At 30.0% G+C, this 24,604-nt stretch carries 26 protein-coding genes and 1 pseudogene; all 27 read left to right on the top strand.

From position 1 onward, the window contains the following. The first annotated feature begins 37 nt into the window (after nt 1–37). The 27 genes and pseudogenes from BG_RS01515 to flgE all read left to right on the top strand — a co-directional run bounded on the left by BG_RS01515 (nt 38) and on the right by flgE (nt 24,599). On the top strand, nt 38–796 hold the full coding sequence (locus BG_RS01515) for a TP0443 family flagellar-associated protein (RefSeq protein ID WP_011193642.1): 759 nt from the start codon (nt 38–40) through the stop codon (nt 794–796). A 28-nt stretch (nt 797–824) separates the two neighbouring features. Beyond that, a complete protein-coding gene (locus BG_RS01510; RefSeq protein ID WP_011193641.1) occupies nt 825–1,901 on the top strand; it encodes a TP_0783 family beta-propeller protein in 1,077 nt (358 codons plus the stop codon). Continuing rightward, complete coding sequence (locus BG_RS01505) at nt 1,898–2,734, top strand: hypothetical protein (RefSeq protein WP_011193640.1); 837 nt, start codon at nt 1,898–1,900, stop codon at nt 2,732–2,734. The genes BG_RS01510 and BG_RS01505 overlap by 4 nt, the downstream gene beginning before the upstream one ends. Continuing rightward, nucleotides 2,727–3,617 carry a 16S rRNA (cytosine(1402)-N(4))-methyltransferase RsmH gene (gene rsmH / locus BG_RS01500; RefSeq protein WP_011193639.1) on the top strand — a complete coding sequence of 297 codons (891 nt, stop codon included), beginning with the start codon at nt 2,727–2,729 and terminating at the stop codon, nt 3,615–3,617. The genes BG_RS01505 and rsmH overlap by 8 nt, the downstream gene beginning before the upstream one ends. Then, the gene (locus BG_RS01495) at nt 3,614–3,895 is read left to right on the top strand and encodes a hypothetical protein (protein ID WP_011193638.1); all 282 of its coding nucleotides are present in this window, start codon (nt 3,614–3,616) and stop codon (nt 3,893–3,895) included. Before rsmH ends, BG_RS01495 begins: the two co-directional genes overlap by 4 nt. Before the next feature lie 21 nt (nt 3,896–3,916). Then, nucleotides 3,917–5,308, top strand: coding sequence for a UDP-N-acetylmuramoyl-tripeptide--D-alanyl-D-alanine ligase (locus BG_RS01490; RefSeq protein WP_011193637.1), 1,392 nt, complete (start codon nt 3,917–3,919; stop codon nt 5,306–5,308). Between the two features lie 17 nt (nt 5,309–5,325). Further along, the gene (mraY, locus tag BG_RS01485; RefSeq protein ID WP_011193636.1) at nt 5,326–6,381 is read left to right on the top strand and encodes a phospho-N-acetylmuramoyl-pentapeptide-transferase; all 1,056 of its coding nucleotides are present in this window, start codon (nt 5,326–5,328) and stop codon (nt 6,379–6,381) included. Between the two features lie 42 nt (nt 6,382–6,423). Continuing rightward, the gene (gene ftsW / locus BG_RS01480) at nt 6,424–7,482 is read left to right on the top strand and encodes a putative lipid II flippase FtsW (RefSeq protein WP_011193635.1); all 1,059 of its coding nucleotides are present in this window, start codon (nt 6,424–6,426) and stop codon (nt 7,480–7,482) included. A gap of 35 nt (nt 7,483–7,517) precedes the next feature. Beyond that, a complete protein-coding gene (locus BG_RS01475) occupies nt 7,518–8,261 on the top strand; it encodes a cell division protein FtsQ/DivIB (protein ID WP_011193634.1) in 744 nt (247 codons plus the stop codon). Beyond that, the gene (ftsA, locus tag BG_RS01470; protein WP_011193633.1) at nt 8,261–9,502 is read left to right on the top strand and encodes a cell division protein FtsA; all 1,242 of its coding nucleotides are present in this window, start codon (nt 8,261–8,263) and stop codon (nt 9,500–9,502) included. Before BG_RS01475 ends, ftsA begins: the two co-directional genes overlap by 1 nt. Nucleotides 9,503–9,523: 21 nt before the next feature. Further along, a complete protein-coding gene (gene ftsZ / locus BG_RS01465; protein WP_011193632.1) occupies nt 9,524–10,723 on the top strand; it encodes a cell division protein FtsZ in 1,200 nt (399 codons plus the stop codon). After that, entirely contained in the window at nt 10,724–11,416 is a 693-nt protein-coding gene (locus tag BG_RS01460; protein ID WP_004791807.1) for a tetratricopeptide repeat protein, read from the top strand. It abuts the gene before it with no gap. 9 nt (nt 11,417–11,425) lie between these two features. Further along, a pseudogene (gene dprA, locus BG_RS01455) lies at nt 11,426–12,371 on the top strand (DNA-processing protein DprA). A 9-nt stretch (nt 12,372–12,380) separates the two neighbouring features. Beyond that, on the top strand, nt 12,381–12,929 hold the full coding sequence (gene hslV, locus BG_RS01450; protein ID WP_011193629.1) for an ATP-dependent protease subunit HslV: 549 nt from the start codon (nt 12,381–12,383) through the stop codon (nt 12,927–12,929). Continuing rightward, a complete protein-coding gene (gene hslU, locus BG_RS01445; RefSeq protein ID WP_011193628.1) occupies nt 12,922–14,268 on the top strand; it encodes an ATP-dependent protease ATPase subunit HslU in 1,347 nt (448 codons plus the stop codon). The genes hslV and hslU overlap by 8 nt, the downstream gene beginning before the upstream one ends. A gap of 33 nt (nt 14,269–14,301) precedes the next feature. Then, nucleotides 14,302–14,709 (top strand): flagellar basal body rod protein FlgB, encoded by a 408-nt coding sequence (flgB, locus tag BG_RS01440; protein WP_011193627.1) that lies wholly within the window; start codon nt 14,302–14,304, stop codon nt 14,707–14,709. Nucleotides 14,710–14,732: 23 nt separating this feature from the next. Further along, on the top strand, nt 14,733–15,191 hold the full coding sequence (flgC, locus tag BG_RS01435; protein WP_011193626.1) for a flagellar basal body rod protein FlgC: 459 nt from the start codon (nt 14,733–14,735) through the stop codon (nt 15,189–15,191). A gap of 11 nt (nt 15,192–15,202) precedes the next feature. Then, nucleotides 15,203–15,538, top strand: coding sequence for a flagellar hook-basal body complex protein FliE (gene fliE, locus BG_RS01430; protein WP_011193625.1), 336 nt, complete (start codon nt 15,203–15,205; stop codon nt 15,536–15,538). Between the two features lie 14 nt (nt 15,539–15,552). After that, nucleotides 15,553–17,262, top strand: coding sequence for a flagellar basal-body MS-ring/collar protein FliF (gene fliF / locus BG_RS01425; protein WP_011193624.1), 1,710 nt, complete (start codon nt 15,553–15,555; stop codon nt 17,260–17,262). Nucleotides 17,263–17,277: 15 nt separating this feature from the next. Further along, a complete protein-coding gene (fliG, locus tag BG_RS01420; RefSeq protein ID WP_002556889.1) occupies nt 17,278–18,312 on the top strand; it encodes a flagellar motor switch protein FliG in 1,035 nt (344 codons plus the stop codon). A gap of 14 nt (nt 18,313–18,326) precedes the next feature. Continuing rightward, on the top strand, nt 18,327–19,247 hold the full coding sequence (fliH, locus tag BG_RS01415) for a flagellar assembly protein FliH (protein WP_011193623.1): 921 nt from the start codon (nt 18,327–18,329) through the stop codon (nt 19,245–19,247). An 18-nt stretch (nt 19,248–19,265) separates the two neighbouring features. Then, nucleotides 19,266–20,576, top strand: coding sequence for a FliI/YscN family ATPase (locus BG_RS01410; protein WP_011193622.1), 1,311 nt, complete (start codon nt 19,266–19,268; stop codon nt 20,574–20,576). Further along, the gene (locus BG_RS01405) at nt 20,573–21,004 is read left to right on the top strand and encodes a flagellar FliJ family protein (protein ID WP_011193621.1); all 432 of its coding nucleotides are present in this window, start codon (nt 20,573–20,575) and stop codon (nt 21,002–21,004) included. The genes BG_RS01410 and BG_RS01405 overlap by 4 nt, the downstream gene beginning before the upstream one ends. Beyond that, nucleotides 20,997–21,614 carry a periplasmic-type flagellar collar protein FlbB gene (locus tag BG_RS01400; protein WP_044007878.1) on the top strand — a complete coding sequence of 206 codons (618 nt, stop codon included), beginning with the start codon at nt 20,997–20,999 and terminating at the stop codon, nt 21,612–21,614. The genes BG_RS01405 and BG_RS01400 overlap by 8 nt, the downstream gene beginning before the upstream one ends. 7 nt (nt 21,615–21,621) lie before the next feature. Beyond that, nucleotides 21,622–22,809: a flagellar hook-length control protein FliK gene (locus BG_RS01395; protein ID WP_011193619.1), complete on the top strand. Its 1,188-nt coding sequence runs from the start codon at nt 21,622–21,624 to the stop codon at nt 22,807–22,809. Between the two features lie 13 nt (nt 22,810–22,822). Beyond that, on the top strand, nt 22,823–23,266 hold the full coding sequence (gene flgD / locus BG_RS01390) for a flagellar hook assembly protein FlgD (protein WP_011193618.1): 444 nt from the start codon (nt 22,823–22,825) through the stop codon (nt 23,264–23,266). Between the two features lie 4 nt (nt 23,267–23,270). Next, nucleotides 23,271–24,599, top strand: coding sequence for a flagellar hook protein FlgE (flgE, locus tag BG_RS01385; protein WP_011193617.1), 1,329 nt, complete (start codon nt 23,271–23,273; stop codon nt 24,597–24,599). Nucleotides 24,600–24,604: the final 5 nt, after the last annotated feature.

Below are 24,604 nucleotides of genomic sequence, written 5' to 3'. Positions count from 1 at the left end.
GATAAATCACCTTTTTATGAGTTTTAGGCAGGTGTTTATGGATTTAGTTGATAATGAAAATTATAAAAAAATATTGTATATTAATAATCTTGTTTTGAGGACTTTAAATGATATAGCCGCTATAAAAGAGATTAACGAATTTACATCAAATGCTAAACTTTCATTTGATCTTATTGATTTCAATTTAAATGTTTTAAGCTATATTTCGTCTTTAAATTATTATTATACTAGGCCTAGATTGAAAGTAAATTATTCTATAAAAAAAATTTTGTCTGGGTTGATTTCTGATTTTAGCTTAGTTATTAGCCCTGTTCTTAGCATAACTCCAAGAGAATTGATTGAAATACCTCAGACTCTTAATTTAAACCCCGAAGAGAGGTTTTTAATTGTTAAAAAATTGGGATATTTAATTGATTTGGCTAAAAATTTTAGCAAAAAAGATTCTAAAACACTTGTTTTTCTTGAGGATATGTATCTTAAATTTATTGTTTTTTCTAAAAATATTATTGATTTTAGAGATTTTTCTAAAAATTTACAACTTGAGAGTCCTTATTATACATTTCAATTTGAGCACCTTATTAAAGTGCTGGAACTTTTAGAAGAAGGAGCATTTATTTTAAGAGGCAAATATGAGCTTAGTGGATCTCATGAATTTGGACTACATTCTCTTGGTTATCTTGAAGCAGGAAGGGTTTTAGCCACCATAGCTTCTCAAAAAGAAGCTGCTGAAAAATTTTCAAGGTTTCATGGAGTTTGGTCTTCAAAGTTTAGTTCAGATTTAATTAAAGCAAAATAATAGATTAAAGTTGGAGAAAGTAGTTATATTGAGTTTTAATGTAGAAGAGGGCACAAGTAAATTCAGAAAATTAAAAATTTTTTTGATCTTGAGCTTATTTTTATTATTTATAATTTTGATTGATTTCTTTATAAGATCTACCATGGCTGTATCTAATTTTTATGATTTTAAGAATTTTGAAAATAAATCTGATTATAAAAATATAAATTTAAGCAAGAATGTCTTTGTATCAAATAAGGTTTTAAATCTCAATTTTAGAGAATCTTGTTATTCTCTTTTAAGTGATAACTTAATAAGTTCTTCAGACTATTATTATGTGCTTTTTAATTCTAGCAAGGATTATTCTGTTTTTTCCGTTAAAAACAATAAATTTTTATTTACACTTAAGTCCAAAGATTTTGTTTTTGTAATAAATAATTTAATTTTTACTTTAAACGACTTTTATAAAACTTTAGAGATTTATGATTTTGGCGGGAATAATATACTAGTGCTTAATTTTTTGTCTTCAATTTTAAGTGTAGACTATAATAATGAAGTTTTAGTTTTAGGGCTTTCTAATGGGGAGATTCATATATATAAACAAGGTAAGATGATTTATATGGAAAATTTTTTAGAGAGAAAATTTCCAACGTGTTTTGTTAAATTAAGTTCTGATAATAAGTATTTAGTTTCATTAAAGGGTAATTCTGAGTATTTTTTAGAAATAATTGATTTAGAGAGTGATTATAAAAAAATTTTAGAATTAAACAATTTAACTATTAATAGTTTTGAGACTTTTATAAAAATAGATGATTATAATAATTTGTTTATTGAAGTTGAAAATTCACTTGTGGTTATAAATATTAAAAGTGGTAGAATATTTAAAGTTGAAAATAAAATTTCTATTTTAAGAGCATCATATGATTATTTTCAAAATATTTACAGAGTATATTTTTATTCTGAGAGTGAAAAAATCATTAATATAAAAACTTATTCTGCAAATTCTTTTGGATTGTTTGACAATGTTTTTATTAGAGATGAAATAAGCTCTTTTGTTGAATTTGGAAAAGGACTTTTGTATTTTAATGGTAATAATGATTTAAAATATTTGGGATTGGGGCAGTGATTTTAATTGTTTTTGTATTTTTCTTTAATGTTTTAGATTTATATCCATTTTTGGAATTTAGAAATGATGAAAAGTTTGCCTTAGTTAAAGATTTTGGTGTATTAGATAATGATAAATTAAATATTGGAATAAGGTTAAAACCTTTGGAAAAGACGGTATCTGTTTTTTCCAATAATTATAAAATCTTATATTCAAAAAATAGATTAGATAGGGATAATAGTATTTTAATCATTTTTGACAATGATTTAAATTTAAATCTAGAGATTTTAGGAGGGTTTTTTTATAAACTTGGAAAAATCTTTTTAAAAGATGAAAAGAGTGTTATTGATTTAGTAGTTAATGATCCCAGTGCTAAAAAGATTATCAATCCTTTGTTTGTTATAAAGAATAGGAACAATTTAGTTGCTGAGACGGTCTATACTTTAGGCAGGGTTTTTTTAAAAGGAAAGGGTGATGATGAAAGATTGGAGGTATTTAAAAATATAAATTTAAATGTCGATTCTGGTCAATATAGTCTTTTATTATATTTTCATACTCAAAAAGTAGAATCTTTTAAAAATTCTCTTAAAGGAATTTATTATTTTGAGGCTATTTTGAATAATAAAAGTATTTTTCGTTCAGATTTTCAAAATATTTTTTTGTTTAATAATACATATACCTTGGCTCAAGAGAAAAATTATGGATTAGATATTTTGAATATCAAAAAAGATGGTGGATGCCTTAAAATAAATGATCTTAATTTTATTAAGGGTAAGAATGAACTTAAAATAAAATATGGAGATGTTTATGGAAATGAAAAAAAAATAATTTATAGGTTTAAATTAAATGAATAATAATGTTTTTCATTTTCCAGTACTTCTTGATGCAATTTGCAAGCTCATAGAAGATTTGCCTGTAAAAAGCGATTTAATATATATTGATTCTACTCTTGGAGAAGGTGCTCATGCAAAAGCGATTCTTGAAAAATATGACTTTTTAAGTTTGGTTGGAATTGAAAGAGATCCTCAAATTTTAGAAAGAGCAAAGCAGTTTCTTTTTGCTTTTAAAGGGAGAATTACATATTTTAATGACTGGTTTGATAATTTTTTCGTAAATTACCCTTTAAATGCCAAAGCTAATTTTATTTTAGTTGATCTTGGTATTTCTATGTTTCATTACAAAGGAAGTAAAAAAGGATTTTCTTTTCTTGAAGATGAACCTTTAGATATGAGACTTTGTTCTTCCTCTTGTAGTATTAGTGCGGCTGATATTGTAAATACTTTTAGTAAATATGATCTTGAAAGTTTAATTTATGATTTAAGTAATGAGCATTATTCTAGAAGAATCTCTAAAGCTATTGTAGAATATCGAAAAATTAAAAGAATAGAAACTACAAAAGAGTTGCAAGCTGTAATAAATAAAGTTTATCCTTTTTCAAAAGCTAAAATAAATCCAGCTACAAAAACTTTTCAAGCTTTAAGAATTTGTGTAAATGATGAGCTTGCTAGGCTTAAAAGAAGCTTGCCTTTGTGGATAGAAAATTTAGCCAAAGATGGAATTTTAGCTATTATCACATTTCATTCAATAGAGGATCGTATTGTAAAAGATTTTTTTAGAAGTTTAAGCTGTGATTTGTATGCTAAGATTTCAAAAAAGCCCATTATTCCAAGTTTTGATGAGATAAAAAAAAACAAACCTTCAAGGAGTGCTAAGCTTAGAGCTTTAAAAAAAATATGAATAGTATAAGTAAGATTGAGTTTGAAGTTTATTGTATTTTAATTTTAATACTAACAGTCATAGTGTGTTTTAATATTTACTTAAATTTTAGATATGTTGTAAAGCTTAGAGAATTTAATCACTTAGACAATGAGCAGGAAAATATTATTGATGATAATTTAAGATTGCTGACAGTAATATATGAACTTGAAAATATTAATAGAATAGAGAGTTTTTCTTTTGGAGAATTAAATTTGGAAAAAAAAGCTAATGAAGATATAAATATTTTTGCTGAGTAAAATATTTTATATGAGGTTTGAGTGCGTATAAAGATTAAGGATATTTTAATCTCTTCTAAAGATGTAAAGTTTGTAGGGAATATAAAAAATATTGAAAAGGTAGTCTCTTTTTATTCGTTAGATAGTCGCGAAATAAAGGATGATAATATCAATGTTAGTCTTTATTTTGCATATAGGGGAAATAAAGTAGATGGATTTTCTTTTGTTAAATATTTAATTGATTTGGGTGTTAAATGTTTTATATGTGCAAGAGAGCATGAATCTGAGTGTATTAAATATTTAAATGATAATGAAGGGTTAGTTTTTTTGCTTACAAGTGATGTAATAAAACTCCTTCAAACTTTAGCATCGTGTTTAATTGAAAGGACAAACTTTAAAAGAATTGCTATTACAGGGAGTAATGGTAAAACTACAACCAAAGAAATGCTTTATAGTATACTTTCAAAGAAATATAAAACTTACAAAACTTGGGGTAATTTAAATTCTGACATTGGACTTCCTCTTAGTATTTTAAGAGTAGAAGGTAATGAAGAATATGCTGGTTTTGAAGTTGGAGGTAGCTATATTGGAGAAATGGATCTTTTATCCCAAATTTTAAAACCAGAAATTGTTATTATTACTAATATAAGCTATGCACATATGCAAGCTTTTAAGGAGTTACAATCTATTGCTTTTGAAAAGAGTAAAATAATTGGCAAAAACATTGAAATCTTTGTTACAAATGAAATGAATGATTATTGTATTTATCTTGAAAAAAGAGCAAAAATCGCAAATCCAAATGTTAAAATCGTTTATTTTGATTTTGAAAGTCTTAATATTAAATCATTTTCTTTTCTGGAAGGGAAATTTTCTTATGATTTTGTTTACAAAGGGTTTGAGTACTCTATTTTATTGCTAGGGCGGCATAATATTTTTAATGCAATAGGTTGTATTAATTTGGCTCTATTTTTAGGAATGAGAGAAAAAGAAATAAGAGAAGGTCTTATTGAGACTGCTTTCCAAAAGGGTAGGGCAGAAATTTTAACAAAAAATGGATATTTAATTTTAAATGATTCTTATAATGGCAATATGGGTTCTTTTATAGCCTTGAAAAATATGATTTTAGATCTTGATATTCAGGGCAAAAAATTTATGGTTCTTGGGTCTTTTAAAGAGCTTGGAGAATTTGCATACAAAACCCACAAAGATTTAATTAAAGAGGCTGTTTCAATGAATTTTGATAAAATTTTTTTAATTGGCGAAGAATTTTTAGATGTTAGATATTCTGAGAATTTAGTTGAAAAGCGTTTATATTATTTTAGCGAGTTTGATAAATTTATTGATTTTTTTTTAAACAGCTTAGAACCTTCAGTTTTTATTGTCATTAAGGGTTCACGGTTCAACAGGCTTGAGAGAATTTTAAATTATATTTAGATGATAATGAGGTTATTATGTTTTATCTTTTAGGTTTGCGCTTACTCAAATATATTACCTTTAGAATGGCTTATGCTACAATTTTTGCATTTTTGCTTTCTTTGATTATAGGTCCTCATATTATTTTAAGGTTAAAGAAATTAAGAGTTGACCAGGTTTTAAGAGAAGATGGCCCTAAAAGACATTTGAGTGAAAAAGCAGGAATTCCTACTATGGGAGGCATTCTTATTTTTTTTTGCGTTTTTATTTCTTTGGTGTTTTGGAGTAATATTTTAAATGTTTATTTTTTGATCATGCTTTTTGTTATGCTTGGATTTGCTTTTTTGGGATTTATAGATGATTTTTTGAAAATCAAAAAGAAAACCTCAGATGGACTTAAGGCTCGATTTAAGATTTATGGGCAAATAATATTTTCTTTTATTTCTGTTGGCACCCTTTATTATTTTGGGAGTGAACATGTTAGTATGATCTATTTCCCTTTTATTAAGTCTTTTCGAATAGATTTAGGATTGTTTTACATTCCTTTTGGTATGTTTATTTTAATTTCTGCTTCTAATTCTTTTAATTTAACAGATGGACTTGATGGACTTGCAATTGGATTAAGTATAGTTATAACAGGAGCTTTAATAATAATCGCTTATCTTACAAGCAGGGCTGATTTTGCAGCTTATTTGCATATTCCAAATATTAAGGGTTCTGAAGAGCTTGTAATATTTCTTGGAGCTTTGCTTGGAGGTAGTTTTGGATTTTTATGGTTTAATGCCTATCCCGCTAAAATTATGATGGGAGATACAGGCAGTTTGGCTTTGGGTGCTATTCTTGGAATGGCAGCTTTGATTGTAAAAAGTGAAATACTTTTTTCAATTCTTGCAGGAGTTTTCATTATTGAAACTATGTCTGTAATTATTCAAGTCATGGTTTACAAAAAGACCAAAAAAAGAGTATTTAAAATGGCTCCACTTCATCATCATTTTGAAGAACTTGGGTGGTCTGAGATGCAAGTTGTTATTAGATTTTGGATAATAGGGTTAATATTTGCTATAATTGCTTTAAGTACGATAAAAATCAGATAATTTATTATGTTTGTAGAGATAAATTCACTTAGGATATGTTATTTGCTTGTTTTGCTGCTATTAGTAGCCTATGGTCTTGTAGTTTTTTATACTTCTTCCTTTTTCCTAAGCTTAGAGTTGACAGGTAATCCAAATTTTTTATTTTTCACAAGACTTAATTATCTTTTTTTAAGTTTTATAGTTTTTCTGGTTTTTGAGAGAATTTCTTTAAATTTTTTAAAAAAATCAATATTTTCTGTATTAACCATAACTCTTTTTTTAATTATGGCAACTTTTTTATCTCCGAGTATTTCCGGAGCAAAAAGATGGATATTCTTTCAAGGTATTAGTATTCAGCCCTCTGAGATTTTTAAAATATCTTTTACTATTTATCTTTCAGCTTATTTGAGTAAATTTGATCTAAGAAAAAACAATGGTGTTTCATACTGGTTAAAGCCAATGTTGATTTTTGCAATTTTTTGGGTGTTAATCATTTTACAAAACGATTATTCAACAGCTATTTATTTTGCTATTCTTTTTTTTATTGTTTTGTTTGTTTCTAATATGGCATTTAGTTATGTTCTTGCTATTGTGATTACTTTTTTGCCAGTTTCTGCTATATTTTTAATGCTTGAACCTTATAGGGTTTCTAGAATTTTTGCTTTTCTCAATCCTTACGATGATCCGTCTGGGAAAGGTTATCAAATAATAGCATCTCTTAATGCTTTAAAAAGTGGGGGAATTTTAGGTAAAGGTTTAGGAATGGGAGAGGTGAAACTTGGAAAACTGCCGGAGGCTAATTCTGATTTTATTTTTTCAGTTCTTGGAGAAGAATTGGGATTTTTAGGTGTTTTGTTTGCCATAAGCTTATTTTTTTTATTTTTTTACTTTGGCTATTTTATAGCTATTAATTCTAATAGTAGGTTTAAATTTTTTATTGCATTTATTTCAAGTCTTGCAATTTTTCTTCAAAGCATAATGAATATTTTAATTGCAATTGGTCTTTTGCCCCCTACTGGGATAAATTTACCGTTTTTTTCATCTGGAGGATCGTCTATTATTGTTACCATGGCACTTTCTGGTCTTATTTCAAATGTTGCAAAAAACTTAAGTAATAATTGATTTGATTTTTCTAGTACTGTAAATCGGGTTAGTTTATGATTTTTGAGAGAAAGTTTTTAATTAAGTATATATATTTTTCAACTTCTTTAATTTTTTTTGAAATAATAGTTATTGTTTTTGCGTCTCCTTATTTTTTGATTAGGTATATTAGCATTAATAATGATACTTCTCTTTCTAAAGAAGATATAATCAGGATTTCGGGAATCAAACCTAATACATATTATCATAATGCTAATGCTAGAATATATGAAGAGAATCTTAAAAAAGATTTAAGGGTAAAGAATGTTAAGGTTGATCTTCAGTTTCCCAATAAAATCAATATTAAAATAGAAAAAAGAATACCCGTTGCTGTTGCTTTAGAAAACATAAATGGTAATATTACTTATTATTGCATTGCATCAGATGGTGTAATTTTAGAAAAAGGCAAACATTTAATTTATGATTTGCCTATAATCAGCGGATTAGTTTTAAGTGACAATAATGTAGGAGATTTTCTAGAAGATAGAATGCTTAATGTTGTAAGGAGCCTTGATTATCTTAAAATAAATCAAAAATATTTGTATAATTTAATATCAGAGGTCAATTTTTTAAAATTGAATTTCTATGATTATAATGTAATTTTGTATATTAAAAGTATATATAATAAAATATTGATAACAGTTGATATGGATTTAATGGATGTGATGCATAAAGTGTTTCTTGGAGTTAATTTACTTAAAGGAAAGCCTGGCGTTATAGATTTAAGAAGTGGTGATATCATTTTGTTAGGAGAAGGTTAGTGTCTAGGAATTTGATAGTGGGGTTGGATGTTGGAACTTCAAAAATTTGTACTGTTGTTGCTGAGGTAAATTTAAATGATCAATTAGAAATAGTTGGAATAGGCACTAGTATATCAAGAGGAGTTAGGAAGGGAGTTTTAATAAATATTGAAGCGGCTCTTGATTCAATATCTAATTCTATTGAGGCTGCAGAGCTCATCTCAGGATGTGACATTACATCTCTTTCAGTTTCTATGTCTGGAAGTAGTGTTGAGGGAACTAATTCGCGCGGTGTTGTTGCAATAAATTCAAGAACAAGAGAGATTAATGAAGAAGATGTTGAGAGGGTAATTGAAGCAGCAAAGGCAATTGTCATTCCAATGGATAGAGAAATTCTTCATGTTATTCCTCAAGAATTTATTGTAGATGGAATACCTCATATAAAAAACCCAATAGACATGATGGGTATTCGCCTTGAAGGAGAGGTTCACATTATTACGGGGTCTAGCTCTTCTAGTCAGAATTTAGTTAGATGCGTAAATAGAGCTGGCTTTGCCGTTGATGAGGTTGTTCTTGGAAGCTTAGCTTCATCTTACGCAACTCTTTCCAAAGAAGAGCGCGAGATGGGTGTTTTATTTATTGATATGGGTAAAGGTACAACGGATATTATTCTTTATATTGATGGCTCTCCTTATTATACAGGCGTGATTCCTATTGGCGTTAATAGAGTAACTCTTGATATTGCACAAGTTTGGAAGGTTCCTGAGGATGTTGCTGAAAATATTAAAATAACGGCTGGAATTGCTCATCCGTCTATTCTAGAGAGTCAAATGGAAACTGTAATTATTCCAAACCTTGGGACTCGACCTCCTCAAGAGAAAAGTAGAAAAGAGTTGTCTGTAATAATTAATTCAAGACTTAGAGAAATTTTTGAAATAATGAGAGCAGAAATACTTAAAAGGGGACTTTATAATAAAATTAATGGTGGAATAGTTTTAACAGGTGGAGGAGCTTTATTTCCAGGTATTTCTAATTTAATAGAAGAAGTATTTAATTACCCCGCAAGAATAGGTTTGCCAATGAGTATTAATGGGGTTGGGGAGAAGCATATAGATCCCAAGTTTTCTTCAGCTCTTGGTCTTGTTCTTTATAAGCACGAGCACCAAAAATTCATTAAATTAAAGAAGGTAAGCAGTAAAGTTAAAAGAAAAAATAAAATATCTTCAAAGTTGAAAGGTTGGTTTTTGAAAGAATGGTTTTGACCAATCGTGGAGGAAGCGTTAATGAAAGATTATAATATGATTGATAGCCATACAAGAAGATTCGATTCTACTACAAATCCTACAATTCTTAAGGTGATTGGTGCGGGAGGAGGAGGTAGCAATGCTGTTAATCGTATGATTGAATATGGAGTAAGAGATGTTGAATTTATTGTGGCCAATACTGATCTTCAGGCTCTTCAAACCTCTATTGCTCCCATAAAAATTGCTCTTGGAGCAAAAGTTACAGCAGGGCTTGGTGCTGGAGGAAAGCCTGAGATTGGGCAAGCTGCAGCAGAGGAAGACATAGATGTTATACGCAACCATCTTTCCGGCGCTGATATGGTGTTTATTACTGCTGGAATGGGAGGTGGAACAGGAACCGGGGCGGCTCCGGTTATTGCACAAGTTGCAAAAGAGCTTGGTATTTTAACGGTTGGAGTTGTAACAAAGCCTTTTAAGTTTGAAGGTCCTAAGAAGTTGAGACTTGCGGAGCAAGGAATAAATAACTTAAGGAAGTCTGTAGATACATTGATTATTATTCCAAATCAAAAGCTTTTAACTGTTGTTGACAAAAGGACTACCATTAAAGATGCTTTTAAGCGTGCAGATGATGTTTTGAGAATGGGTGTTCAAGGTATTGCGGGACTTATTATTGAACATGGAGAGGTTAATATTGATTTTGCTGATGTTAAAAGCATTATGCAAGGGCAGGGTGATGCTTTAATGGGAATCGGATATGGCAAGGGTGAAAACAGAGCTGTTGATGCTGCAACTTCTGCGATTAGCAATCCACTACTTGAAGAAGTTCGTATTGAAGGGTCTAAGGGGCTTCTTGTTAATGTTACTGGTGGAGATGATTTTTCATTACTTGAACTTGAAGAGATTATGGGGATCATTACTGTTAGTGTTGATGATGAAGCTACTGTGATATATGGTCATGCTATTAATTCAAATCTTGAAGATGAAATTTACGTTACAGTTGTTGCGACGGGCTTTGCGTCTAAAAACCAAAAAGAAATATTAAGTTCACCAGAAAATAATACCTTAAGTTCTAAAGAATTTGATACTTTAATGTCAGGCAATCAAAATGTGCCTTCTGGATCTTATGAGCATCAAGATTCTTCTTTTGCAGCAAAGTCCAAAAATGTTAATTATTTTGATGAAGATATTGATGTTCCAACATTTCTTAGAAATTTAAATAAAAAAAGTAGCGATGATTAGATGAAAATTTTATCGTTAATAATACTTATTAATTTATTTTTATCTTGTGGCAGTGAATCTAAAGAAAAATTGAATCTTGGGCTTAGATTGAGAGAATTGGAAATTTCAGGCGGTGGATCTGAATCCAAGATTGAAGTTTATAAGGAATTTATTGAAAAAGAAGATAAAAATATTTTAAAGATAGTCAATTCTATTGATAAGAAAGCCAGATTTTTCAATTTGATTGGTCTTGAATTTTTTAAGCTTGGTCAGTATGGACCTGCTATTGAGTATTTTGTTAAAAATTTAGAAATCAACTCCAATAATTATTTATCTCATTTTTATATAGGTGTTGCTTCTTATAATTTAGCTAAAAATTTAAGAGTAAAAGATGAGGTTGAAAAATACATAATTCTTGCTGAAAATTCTTTTTTAAAATCACTTTCAATTAGAGATGATTTTAAAGATTCTCTTTTTGCTATTTCTAATATGTATGTATATGATCTTGACAAACAACTTGAAGCTAAAAATTATTTAAATAAACTTGATGATATGGGTGAGGATTATTTTGAGTTTTTCATGTTAAGAGGTGCAAATTATTATTCGCTAGGTGATCTTGGTAATGCTATATTGTTTTATGAGAAAGCTAGTAAAAATGCTTCAACTGAAGAGCAAAAAGAAGGTGTTTCTAGGATTATGAGTAATTTGAAGTAATTATTTATGATGAAATTGCTTTATATTGATAATTTGAAATTTTTAAAAGGCAAAGAAAAATTAAAACTTTTTAATAATTTTGATTTTAATGATATTATTAAATTGACCCAAAAAGACATTGAGTCTTATCTTTTAAGATCATTTAGAAGATCATTTAGGTTGCCCGATTTAAAATTAGTAGAATTGCAAGAAAAAGTTATTCGAAGGACAAATGCCAAAATTACTATTTTAGGGTCTAAATCTTATCCTAATAAGCTTAAACGAATTTATGACCCTCCTTTTACTATTTACTATAAAGGTAATTTGCCAAATTCCTCTTCATTGTCTTGGGCTATTGTTGGTTCTAGAAGAACTAGCAAAGCTCTTGCCGAGAGAACAAGAGAATTTTCTTCACATCTTGCAAAAAATGGTGTAGAGATTGTTTCTGGATTTGCAATTGGGGCTGATATTGAAGCTCATATAGCAGCAATCAATGAGAATAGCAGAACATTTGCTGTTATTCCAACAGATATTGATAATATTTATCCTAAGCAAAATCGAAAATATGTTTTTAAACTTTTGGAACAAGGCGGAGGAATAATTAGCGAGACTTTGTCATTTGATAAAATTCAAAATTATTTTTTTGCTAAAAGAAATAGATTGATCTCAGGCTTGTCAGATGCTATTTTTATAACTTATGCGCCCTTAAAATCGGGAGCTTTAATTACTGCTGAACTTGGTCTTGACTTGGGGCTTGACATTTATGTTTATGATTTAGATTTTTGTGGTGATGGGGCTTTAAAATTTATACGATTTTGGTGCTCAAGAGATAAAAACTGTAAGGGATCTTTATGCTTTATTGAATATTCAATATGTAGACTCTAATAATATTGAAGATGATCCTAAAGAGTGTTGTAATTGTAAAAATGGTTCTCATGTTCTTATTGGAGACCTTTTAAAAGAGATATATAAATAGGGGGGTAATATGGGCTTTAAAGGAACCACAGTTATTGCAATAAAAAAAAATGGTAAGACTGTGGTGGCAGCAGATGGACAAGTACTTTTTGGACATACTGTTTTAAAGAGTAATGCTATTAAAATAAGAAAATTGCTTAATGGGAAAATTTTGGCAGGATTTGCAGGTTCGACATCCGATGCAATTACTCTTTTTGAAAAATTTGAAGAAAAAATCAAGGCAAAAGGTGATGGTTTGATTGATATTAAAAGGGCGGCTGTTGACCTTGCAAAAGATTGGCGTTCTGACAAAATACTTCATAAGCTTGAGGCCATGATGCTTGTTGCTGATTCTAAGAATATCCTTTTGATTTCTGGCACCGGTGATGTTGTTGAACCGGAAGAGGATGTTATTTCAATTGGTAGTGGTGGTAATTATGCATATTCAGCAGCTCTTGCTTACATGGAGAATAAAAAATTAAGTGCTTTTGAGGTTGCACTTAGATCTTTAAAAATAGCAGCAAGAGTATGTATATATACTAATTCTAACATTGTGCTTGAGGAGATTGAAAATGAATAAATTAGAAGAGCATTATATAGTTCCCAAAGATGTGGTTTTAGAACTTGATAAGTACATAATAGGTCAAGATGAAGCTAAAAAATTAGTATCAATTGCTCTTGTTAATAGATATATAAGGTCTAGACTTCCAAAAGAAATAAAAGATGAGGTAATGCCTAAAAATATTATTATGATTGGATCAACTGGCATTGGAAAGACTGAGATTGCAAGAAGGCTTTCTAAGTTAATTAAAGCTCCTTTTATTAAGGTTGAAGCTACAAAATATACTGAGGTTGGATATGTTGGTCGCGATGTTGAATCTATGGTTAGAGATTTGATGAGCATTGCAGTTAATATGGTAAAAGAAGAGATGTATAACACTGTAAGAGATGATGCGTTAGTAAAAACAGAAGAGAGAATAGTTGAAAGTCTTTTTAAAGGATCTGGTAATTCTGAGAATGTAGATCCAAATGAAATAAAGGCGGAGGAAAAGGTAAAAGAGAAGCTTAGAAAAAAGCTTAGAGCAGGTGAGCTTGATAATACTACTATTGAAATACAAATTTCTAGTAAAATGCCATTTTCTACAATAGAAATATTTACAGGTGGTAATTTTGAAGAGATTGATATGGGAATTGGTGGTTTGTTGGGTAATATATTTGATAGAAAAAAGAAAAGAGAATTGAAAATTAAAAAGGCAAAGGAAATAATTTTAGCAGAAGAGCTTGAAAAATTGGTCGATCACGAAAATATTTCAGATATTGCAAAATCTAAAGTTGAAAATATGGGAATTATTTTTATTGACGAGATTGATAAAATAGCTGCTAAGAATAGGAGCGGCAATGATGTATCTAGAGAAGGTGTTCAAAGAGATATTTTACCAATTATGAAAGGCTCTAAAGTTAATACAAAATATGGAATAGTTGATACTTCTCATATTTTATTTATTGCAGCAGGAGCATTTAATTTGGCCAAACCTTCTGATTTAATACCCGAGCTTCAAGGGAGATTTCCTATTAAGGTTGAGCTTAAGAGCCTAAGCATAGATGATTTGAAAAAAATTTTAAAACAAACAAAAAATTCTCTAATAAAGCAATATGTTGCGATGTTTAAGGTTTATAATTTAGATTTAAAGTTTAGTGAAGAGGCCATAGATAGAATTGCCGAGCTTACTTTTAATATGAATCTTGAGAATGAAAATCTTGGTGCCAGAAGACTTCACGGCGTTATGGAAAGAGTGCTTGCAGATCTTTTTTTTGAGGTACCTGGTAGTAAGTTAAAAAAATTTGAAATAAACTTGGACTATGTTAATAAAAAAATACAAATTAACGAACAAAAAGATTTGAATTATTATATAATTTAGTTAAAAGCAATTTTAAACAGAGGGGGTTTTAATTTGAATGATTTTGAAAGATCTATAGATTTTTCACATAGGTATTTAGATGTTCTAAGCTTAAGACAAGGTGTTATTTCTGACAATATAGCAAATGTAGATACTCCAAATTTTAAAAGAAGTAGAATTTCTTTTGAGTCAGAGCTTGAAAAGGCTTTTTTAAATAAAGGTAAAAATGATCTAAGCCTAATTAAGTCTAGCGATAAGCATTTATCTGGTCTTAAAAATCCAGAGTATTCAGATGTCAAGCCCCACAGAGTTCTTGACCATTTTTCAACTATGAATAATAATGGCAATAATGTTGATATTGATTCTGAGATTAAGGCACTTGTACAAAATCAAATGATGTATCATCTTATGACTAATATTCAGGCGCATTATTTCAAAAGTGTAAATATTGTATTAAAATAAATTAATATCTTAAGGAATGTAAAATGGGATTGTTTTCAAGCATTAATGTAGCTTCAACGGGATTGACAGCACAAAGGTTGAGGATTGATGTTATTTCTAATAATATTGCAAATGTTTCCACTTCTAGAACTCCTGATGGTGGACCTTATAGAAGGCAAAGGATTATTTTTGCTCCAAGGGTTAGTAATCCTTATTGGAAAGGCCCTTTTATTCCAAATTATCTTGATAATGGAATTGGGCAAGGAGTTCGGGTTGTCAACATTGAAAAAGATAAGTCTCCATTAAAGTTAAAATATGACCCAACTCATCCTGATTCAATAAGTTTTGGGGATAAAAAAGGCTATGTGGAGCTTCCTAATGTTAATTTAGTTGAAGAAATGGTAGATATGATTTCAGCTTCTCGTGCTTATGAGGCAAATTCTACTGTTGTCAATAGTAGCAAGTCTATGTTTAGAAGTGCGTTAGCTATACTTCAAAGCTAAAGGAGAGATCATTGGTAAGAATAGATGCTTTTTTTACAGAGAATAATATTAATTTGATTAAAAAAAATCCTTTGCATTTGGACGTGAATTTTTTTAGTTCTAAAAGCAGTACCAAAAATAATGATGCTAAAACATTTAAGGATGTTTTAATAAATACGATTACTGATATCAACAAAAGCCAATTAAATGTTTCTAAAGTTATGGAACAAGTTGTTCTTAGTCCCAGTAGTGTTGATGTTCATGATTTTGCAATAGCGCTGTCTAAGGCTAATATGAATTTAAGTATTTTAAAGGCTGTTGTTGAGAGAGGCATAAAGGCTTATCAAGATATAATTAATATTCGTTAAGGAGCCATAAGATTTTGAGCAATTTTTTTACTAATTTTTTTGCTTCAGCAAAAGGAATCTTCAAAAAAGCTAGTACGGTTCAGAAAATAGCCTTAGGATTGATTATTTTTTTTGTAATTCTTGCGTTTGTTTTTTTAATAGGGTTTTCTACCAAAAGTCAAAGCATTGCTCTTTTTGGAGTTGAGATTAAAGATCAATATCTCTTAGATAGGATATCGCAAAGACTTGATAGAGAAAATGTTAAGTATTTTTTGAGTTCCGATGGAAGAATTTATTTGGATGATGAAAAGCTTGCAAAAAAAATGAGAGCAATTCTTGTCAGAGAAGAGCTTGTGCCTGTTCATATGGATCCATGGGCCTTGTTTGATATTGATAGGTGGACTATTACTGATTTTGAAAGAAGTATTAACCTTAGAAGATCTATTACAAGAGCAGTTGAGCAGCACATTGTAGCTTTAGATGATGTTGATGCTGTTAGCGTAAATCTTGTTATGCCCGAGAAGGCTCTTTTTAAAGAAGCTCAAGAGCCCGTTAAGGCATCTGTTAGGATTACCCCAAGACCCGGTTCTGATATTATTACCAATAGAAAAAAGGTTGAAGGACTTGTTAAGCTTATTCAGTATGCCATTGAAGGTCTTGAATCTGACAATATCGCTATTGTTGATAATAGTGGGACTATTTTAAATGATTTTTCTAATTTAGATGGAATAGATAGAATAGACTTAGCAGAAAAAGAACGTAAATTAAAGCTTAAATATGAAGCTATGCTTAGGGGAGAAATCGACTCTGCATTAAGTAAAGTTTTATCCATTGATAGATTTATGATAGCAAGGGTAAATGTAAAACTTGACACCTCAAAAGAAACTACAGAGTCTAAAGAGTATGCTCCTATTGAGCTTCAATCCCAAGACCCAAAAGCTTCTTATAATACTAGAAAAGTAAGCGATTCGACTATCATATCTTCTCAGACGCAAAAAAAAGAATATCAGGGACAAGGATATAGTCCGTGGGGACCTCCTGGGCAGGAAGGCAATACTCCTCCTGAATATCAAGATTTAAGCGATATTACTGGTAAATATAATGAGTCTCAAGAGATCAAAAATGTTGCTTTAAATGAAAAAAAATCTACAAGCGAAAAAGAGCCCGCTAGGATTGTAGGTGTTTCTCTTGGTATTTTCGTGGATGGTGTTTGGAATTTTGTGTATGACGAGAAGGGAGATTTCGTAATAGAAAATGGAATGAGAAAAAGAGAATATAAGCCTATGGCCTTAGAAGAAATAAAAAATATTGAAGATGTTTTGCAAAGCTCTTTTGAATATAAGCCAGAAAGAGGCGATTCAATAACGGTTAGAAACATATCTTTTGATCGTATGAATGAATTTAGAAAAATAGATGAAAATTATTTTGCAAGTGAAAGGTTTAAATATTTTTTATTTATTGCAAGTATAATGTTTTCACTATTAATTTTAGCATTTACAATATTTTTTGCTATTTCTAGAGAACTTGAAAGACGAAGACGTCTTAGAGAAGAGGAATTGGCAAAACAGGCGCATTTAAGACGCCAGCAAGCCTTAATGGATGGTGGTGACGATATTGGTGTTGATGATGTTGTTGGTGGGATTAGAGAAGGTGATGAGCTTCAAAACAATGCTGAGCTTTTAGCCAGAGAAAAGCCAGAAGATGTTGCCAAGCTTATAAGAACATGGCTTTTGAAAAATGCGTAGAAGGTAGTAATTGATATGGAAGAAAAAAAAGAAAAGGAGATTCTTGATGTTTCTGCTTTAACAGGCAAGCAAAAGGCCGCTATTTTATTGGTTTCAATAGGTTCTGAAATCTCTTCTAAAGTGTTTAAGTATCTTTCTCAAGAAGAGATAGAGTCTTTGACATTTGAGATAGCAAAGCTTGAGACAATTACTTCTGAGCTTAAAGATAATGTTCTTTTAGAGTTTAAAGAATTAATGATGGCTCAAGAGTTCATTCAAAAAGGCGGAATTGATTATGCAAGAGAGCTTCTTGAAAAATCTCTTGGGACTCAAAAAGCAGTTGACATTATTAATAATTTGGGATCTGCTTTACAGTCTAGACCTTTTGAATTTGTAAGAAGAGCAGATCCTGCAAATATTTTAAACTTTATTCAACAAGAACATCCTCAAACAATTGCCTTAATACTTTCATATCTTGATCCCCAAAAGGCATCTTTTATTCTCTCTAGTTTGCCTACAGAGGTGCAAACAAATGTTGCAAGGAGAATTGCATTAATGGATAGAACTTCTCCCGAAGTTGTAAGAGAGGTTGAGAGAGTTCTTGAGAAAAAACTGGCTTCTCTTTCTTCAGAAGATTACACATCAGCAGGAGGAGTTGACAATGTTGTTGAGATAATTAATATGGCTGATAGAAAGACTGAGAAGTTTATTATTGAATCTCTTGAAGAAGAAGATCCAGAGCTTGCAGAAGAGATTAAGAAGAAAATGTTTGTATTTGAGGATATAGTTTTGCTTGATGACAGATCTATACAAAGGGTTTTAAGAGAAATAGATGGTCAAGAACTGGCAAAAGCTTTAAAATCTGTAGATATTCCTGTCCAAGAAAAAATTTTCAAAAACATGTCAAAAAGAGCAGCTTCAATGCTTAAAGAGGATATGGAATTTTTGGGACCTACTAGGCGAAAAGACGTTGAGGAATCCCAGCAAAAAATTGTTTCTCTTATTAGAAAGTTAGAAGAACAGGGAGAAATAGTTATTTCAAGAGGTGGTGAGGAAGATGTGCTTGTCTGATAAAGGAGTTTTGTTTGCCTAAGGTTTTATATAAATCATCAGAAGTTGATAATTCAGTAAAGTTTGAATTTGTTGAGATAGCAAAGCCTGTTTTTGAATCTTTGGAAATTAAGGAGAAGGAAGGCAAGGTTTACGACATAGAAAGTCGAATTGCCAAACTTAAAGAAGAGTTACAATTTTTAAGAGATGAAAAATTACGACTTGAGGAAGAGCTTGTTAAAAGACAAGAACTTGCCAAAGAAGAAATCCAAATTGAATCTGAGAGGCTTATTGAAGAGGCTAGGATAAAAGCCAATGAAGTATTAGAGATGGCAAAGCAAGAAGCAGATCTTTTGCAAAGAGAAGCTATTTATAAGAAGGAATCTATTGAGGCTGAGTCTAATGCCGAGATTGAAAGATTGTCAAGAGAGTATGAGGAAAAATTAAAAAGAGATCTTGAGGTAGCAACTGCTAAAGGCAGGGAAGAGGGGTATAACAAAGGTTATGAAAGTGGTTTTGAAGATTTTGATAAAGTTATGAGAAAGCTGCATAGCATAATAGCATCTTTGATCGCCGAAAGGAAAAGCATTCTTGAATCTTCTAGTGGTCAAATAGTAAGTCTTGTTATGCAAATTGCAATTAAGGTTATTAAGAGAATTACAGATTCTCAAAAAGATATTGTCTTAGAAAATGTTAATGAGGTGTTGAAAAGGGTAAAAGATAAGACACAGATTACTATTCGTGTAAATCTTGATGATTTAGATATTGTTAGACATAAAAAGAGTGATTTTATTTCTAGATTTGATATTATAGAAACTTTAGAAATAATAGAAGATCCCAACATAGGTAAAGGTGGTTGTATAATTGAAACTAATTTTGGAGAGATTGATGCGCGTATTTCTTCTCAACTTGATAAAATAGAGGAAAAGTTTAAAAATTTTTCGTTATTGAGTTAAGTATTTAAAGGAATTTTGGTGAGCAATTTTTTTGAAAATTATTTAAGACAAGTAGATGATATTGAAACTGTTTCTTTTGTTGGCAGGGTGCAAAAAATAAAGGGTCTTTTAGTTGAAAGTTTGGGGCCTCAGTGTGCTTTTGGGGATTTATGTTTAATTGATCAAAGGAATAATAAAAAGGTATTTGCTGAGGTTTTAGGCTTTAATGGGCCTTATGTTAGTCTTATGGCTTATGAAGGATTTAGCGGAATTGAAGTTGGGAATAAAGTCTATTCTTTAAATAAAGGGCTAGAAATAAATCTTAGTGATGAGCTTTTAGGAAGAGTTATTGATTCTCTTGGTAGGCCCATTGATAATAAAGGGTCATTTTTAAAAAATAGATATAAAGAGTTAACTTTTGAGAAGATTAATCCAATTAATAGAAGTATTTTCGAAGAACAGATATTAACAGGAGTTAAAGTTCTTGATGGATTTTTGCCAGTCGAAAAAGGTCAAAGAGTTGGTATTTTTTCTGGTGCTGGCGTTGGTAAATCTACTTTGCTTGGCATGATTGCAAAGAATTCAAATGCAGATGTAAACGTTATAGCTTTTATTGGGGAAAGAGGTCGAGAGCTTAATGAGTTTATTGAACACGAGCTTGGTGAGGAGCGTTTAAAAAAAAGTGTTTTAGTTGTTTCAACTTCTGATGAATCACCTATATCAAGGTATAAAGGAGCTTATGTTGCTACCATGATAGCGGAATACTTTAGAGATCAAGGTAAAGATGTAGCTTTGCTTTTTGATTCTATTACTAGGTTTGCTAATGCTAAAAGGGAGATGTCTCTTTCTTTAGGAGAGCCTCCGGTATCTAAAGGTTATCCGCCTTCTGTTTTTGTTGAAATTCCAATTTTACTTGAGAGATCAGGGTTTAATGGTAATGGAGGAAGTGTTACTGGGTTTTATACCGTTCTTGTTGAGGGAGATGATTTTACAGAGCCTGTAGCCGATAATATTAAGGCTGTTTTAGATGGTCATATTATTTTAGACAGAGATTTATTTGACAGAGGAATTTATCCTTCAATAAATATTCTTAGTTCAACTTCAAGATCTATTAATAGGATAATGAATTTAGAAAAACAAAAATTAATAATGAAGGCTAGAAATTTATTGTCTATTTATAAAGATTATGAAGATCTTATTAGAACGGGGATTTATATCAAAGGATCCAATAAGGATGTTGATTTTGCAATTTCCAAGTATCCCAAGATTATTGATTTTATTTCTCAAGGAATAAATGAGATATTTGATTTTGAAAATTTAGAAGATGAAATAAGGGAAATATTATCTTGAATGATTTAAACTTTAGAAAACAAAAGCTTAATAGAATATTAACCATTAGAGCCTATCATCGAAAGTTAAGTGAGAGAAACTTAATGAATATAAATAAAAAAATTTCAAAAATAAATCAGTTTTCAGATGGAATTCCTAATCTTTTAAAAAGCTTAAATAATTTTGATGCTCTTTCCATAAGAGGTTATATAGACTATTTAAATTTTAAAAAAAAACAAAATTTTAAAATTCTTGAAGAACTTAGAAAGCATTATAATGAGTGTTATGATATTTATGTGGATAAATATAGGGAAGAAAAAAAGATTAAGATATTAATAAAAACTTTAAATAATTCTATAATTAAAAATAGAGAAAAGAAGGAAAGCTTATTGCTAGATGAGCATGTAAATTATAAAGTTTGTCAAAATCTGAGGATTGAAAGTGAATAATTTTTTATCGTTCTTTTTTAGGGCATTTTTTTTGTTGTTTTTAATTGTTATTTTATTTTTCTTTGTATTATTCTTTATCGATTTTCTTGGAATGTATAATACTAAGAGATATTTCCCTGAGTTTATAAGAACTAAGTTTTTAGGAGAAACTTCTCTAGTCTTTGATCATAATTCCAATATAATTCTTGATGAAGCTAGGCTTGTTAAGGAAAGGGAAGCTATTGATATTAAGAATCAGCAGATTGAAAAGCTTAAAGAAGATCTAAAGTTAAAAGAAGACAGTTTAAATAAGCTTGAATTTGAGCTTAAGCAAAAGCAGAAAGATTTAGATTTAAAACAAAAGGTAATAGATGACATTATAAATAAATATAATGACGAGGAAGCAAATATTTTACAAGCAGCTGTATATTTAATGAACATGCCGCCAGAAGATGCTGTTAAGCGACTTGAGGATTTAAATCCTGAGCTTGCAATATCTTATATGCGGAAAATTGAAGAACTTTCTAAAAAAGAAGGCCGGTTATCAATTGTTCCTTATTGGTTATCTCTTATGGATTCTAAAAAAGCTGCTGTATTGATTAGAAAAATGTCTGTTAGTTCATTGGAGTAGTGTGTATATGAGTAATTTATTAAATTTAAGTAAAGCTTATGGCAATAAATTTAATCTCTTAAATACAATTAAAGGATTAAATTTAAATGTTTCTAAAATGGAATCTAGAGAGAATGCTAGCTCTTTTTTTAATGTTATGTCTTCTAAATCTAAAAAAATAGCTAAAGCAAAATTAATGATATTTGATTTTTTGAATTTTTTTAAAGATAATGGACTTATTGCTAAAAATTCAAAAAAATCTCCTTTAGACAAATCCTTTTTTTTAAAAAAACTTGATAATGAGGCTTTTGTTTCTGATTTGAAATCCTTGATTGCCAAAATGAATGTTTTTTTAGATTTTGAAGGTTTAAATAGCATTAAAGAAAATTTATCATTTAATTTTGATAATTTTGATTTTCTAAATAAAGAAAAATTTTTTGAAAAAATTGAAAGACTTTGTTTGGCTTTTAATGATTTAAGCTCTTTTTTGGGTTTTGATTTTTTAACTGCCTTGATTGATGATCATTATAATCAGATAAGCTTGAATGATAAAAAGGAAGAAAAAAATGTTATCAACATTTATGTGAAAAATTTTAAGAAGAATAATAGTGATCACAATGATTTTGTTTTTTCAAAGTTTAGCTTAAATACAATTGATGGTCAAAATTTTGCTGGTAGGTATAAAGTTAAAGAAATATCAGACGACTCTTTAAAAGGTTTTGTTGAAGAATTTGCGAATTATAACATAAAAAGTTCTAAAGAAGCTGATAGTTTTGATTTTGTCAGCAGTTTAAAGCCAGAGTGGAATCTTAAGATTAATAAAAATATTGTGGATAAAGCTAAAGTTGTGTTAAAATCGAATAATACAGGAGAGATTAAGTTGGTTTTAAAGCCTAAAGAGCTTGGCAGCATACGAATTAATTTAAACCTTGATTCTAATAATAATTTATTGGGGAAGATTGTGGTGGACAATCAAAATGTTAAAATGCTTTTTGACCAAAATATGCATTCATTAAATAAAATGCTTGGCGAGAGCGGTTTTAATGCCAGTTTAAATCTTTTTCTGGCAGGTGAGAATTTAAATTCTTTTTCTAAAAATTTTAAAGATGACTCTAGGGATCAAAATTTTCATTTTGGCTATAATAAATTTTTTCAAATTGAAGAAGAAGTTGAATTTTCTTATGATGTAGATAAAAATGTTAATTTAATTGTTTAGAGGGTAGAGTTAAATGAGTAAAATGAATGGTATTGAAAATGTTTCTAATTTGACTAATAGTAGTAAAATTAAAAAAGAATCAGATTTTAAGATTGACAATGTATCTAGTAAGGTTAATCTTGGCAAGGATGATTTTTTAAAGTTGCTCATTACTCAACTTAGGTATCAAGATCCTACAAATCCAATGAAAGATAAAGAATTTATTTCTCAAATGGCGCAATTTTCGGCCCTTGAGCAAATGACTAATATGAGTAAGTCATTTGAGAAGCTTTCATCTTCTTTAGGAATAAGAAGAGATTTGGATTTATTAGGCAAAGTAATTAAATTTCAGCATGGTGATGGGGAGGTTGTTAAAGGTCGTGTTACAAACATTAAGACGGGCACAATACCCCAAGTTATGGTTAATGGTAATTATTATGTATATAAAAATATATTATCGGTAGGTTTGGAGGAGTAATTATATGATGAGGTCTTTATATTCTGGTGTTTCTGGGCTTCAGAATCATCAAACAAGAATGGATGTTGTTGGTAATAACATCGCGAATGTAAATACAATTGGTTTTAAAAAGGGAAGAGTAAATTTTCAGGATATGATATCGCAGTCTATTTCTGGAGCTTCTCGTCCTACTGATTCTCGTGGCGGTACTAATCCTAAGCAAGTTGGATTAGGCATGAATGTTGCTACAATTGACACTATTCACACTCAAGGGGCTTTTCAAAGTACTCAAAAAGCATCTGATCTTGGGGTTAGTGGTAATGGATTTTTTATTTTAAAAGAAGGTAAAAATTTGTTTTATACAAGAGCCGGTGCTTTTGATGTGGACTCTGATCGACACCTTGTAAATCCTGCAAATGGAATGCGAATTCAAGGCTGGATGGCAAGAGATTTAGAAGGTGAAAAGGTTATCCATACAGCCTCTGATATTGAGGATTTGATTATTCCGATTGGAGATAAAGAGGGAGCAAAATCTACTAAAAACATTACTTTTGCCTGTAATCTTGATAAGAGATTGCCCATAATTGAAGAAGGTGCAAGTTCGGCAGATATTGCACGTGGAACTTGGGTTGTTAATAAGTCATTATATGACAGTTTTGGAAATGTTAGTGTTCTTGAGCTTACGGTTGTAAAAGATCTAAATACTCCTAATTTATGGAATGCACCAGTACTAATAAATGGTGAGCAAAATTCAAATTTTACAATTGGATTTGACAATGAAGGAGCATTGGCGTCTTTAAATGGGCAGCCAGGCCAAAAAGAAGATATTCTCCAAATTCCCATAACATTTAATGTTGTAGGTGCAAATGTAGGTGAAGTTGGTGAACAGCAAACTGTAAATTTGAAACTGGGAACAGTTGGGAGCTATACTGATTCAATTACTCAATTTGCTGATTCTAGTAGTACAAAGGCTATTATTCAAGATGGATATGGCATGGGATATATGGAAAATTATGAAATTGATCAAAATGGTGTCATAGTTGGGATTTATTCAAATGGCATAAGGCGAGATCTTGGTAAGATTGCTCTTGCTTCTTTTATGAATCCTGGAGGACTTGCAAAATCAGGCGATACTAATTTTGTAGAAACAAGTAATTCAGGTCAAGTTAGAATAGGTGAGACTGGGCTTGCTGGACTTGGTGATATTAGGTCTGGTGTTTTAGAAATGGCCAATGTTGATCTTGCAGAGCAGTTTACAGATATGATAGTGACTCAAAGAGGATTTCAAGCAAATGCTAAAACTATTACCACTTCTGACCAATTATTGCAAGAACTTGTAAGATTAAAAAATTAAGCTAA

This window comes from Borreliella bavariensis PBi (assembly GCF_000196215.1).
GTDB lineage: Bacteria > Spirochaetota > Spirochaetia > Borreliales > Borreliaceae > Borreliella > Borreliella garinii.
This window is presented reverse-complemented; position numbering and strand designations above follow the sequence as displayed.

Coding starts and splice junctions, on each gene's coding strand:
- BG_RS01475 (WP_011193634.1), top strand. CDS start 7,518: ATGATTTTTGAGAGAAAGTTTTTAATTAAGTATATATATTTTTCAACT.
- flgD (WP_011193618.1), top strand. CDS start 22,823: ATGAGTAAAATGAATGGTATTGAAAATGTTTCTAATTTGACTAATAGT.
- hslU (WP_011193628.1), top strand. CDS start 12,922: ATGAATAAATTAGAAGAGCATTATATAGTTCCCAAAGATGTGGTTTTA.
- rsmH (WP_011193639.1), top strand. CDS start 2,727: ATGAATAATAATGTTTTTCATTTTCCAGTACTTCTTGATGCAATTTGC.
- hslV (WP_011193629.1), top strand. CDS start 12,381: ATGGGCTTTAAAGGAACCACAGTTATTGCAATAAAAAAAAATGGTAAG.
- flgC (WP_011193626.1), top strand. CDS start 14,733: ATGGGATTGTTTTCAAGCATTAATGTAGCTTCAACGGGATTGACAGCA.
- ftsZ (WP_011193632.1), top strand. CDS start 9,524: ATGAAAGATTATAATATGATTGATAGCCATACAAGAAGATTCGATTCT.
- mraY (WP_011193636.1), top strand. CDS start 5,326: ATGTTTTATCTTTTAGGTTTGCGCTTACTCAAATATATTACCTTTAGA.
- BG_RS01515 (WP_011193642.1), top strand. CDS start 38: ATGGATTTAGTTGATAATGAAAATTATAAAAAAATATTGTATATTAAT.
- BG_RS01395 (WP_011193619.1), top strand. CDS start 21,622: ATGAGTAATTTATTAAATTTAAGTAAAGCTTATGGCAATAAATTTAAT.
- fliG (WP_002556889.1), top strand. CDS start 17,278: ATGGAAGAAAAAAAAGAAAAGGAGATTCTTGATGTTTCTGCTTTAACA.
- flgE (WP_011193617.1), top strand. CDS start 23,271: ATGATGAGGTCTTTATATTCTGGTGTTTCTGGGCTTCAGAATCATCAA.
- BG_RS01495 (WP_011193638.1), top strand. CDS start 3,614: ATGAATAGTATAAGTAAGATTGAGTTTGAAGTTTATTGTATTTTAATT.
- BG_RS01460 (WP_004791807.1), top strand. CDS start 10,724: ATGAAAATTTTATCGTTAATAATACTTATTAATTTATTTTTATCTTGT.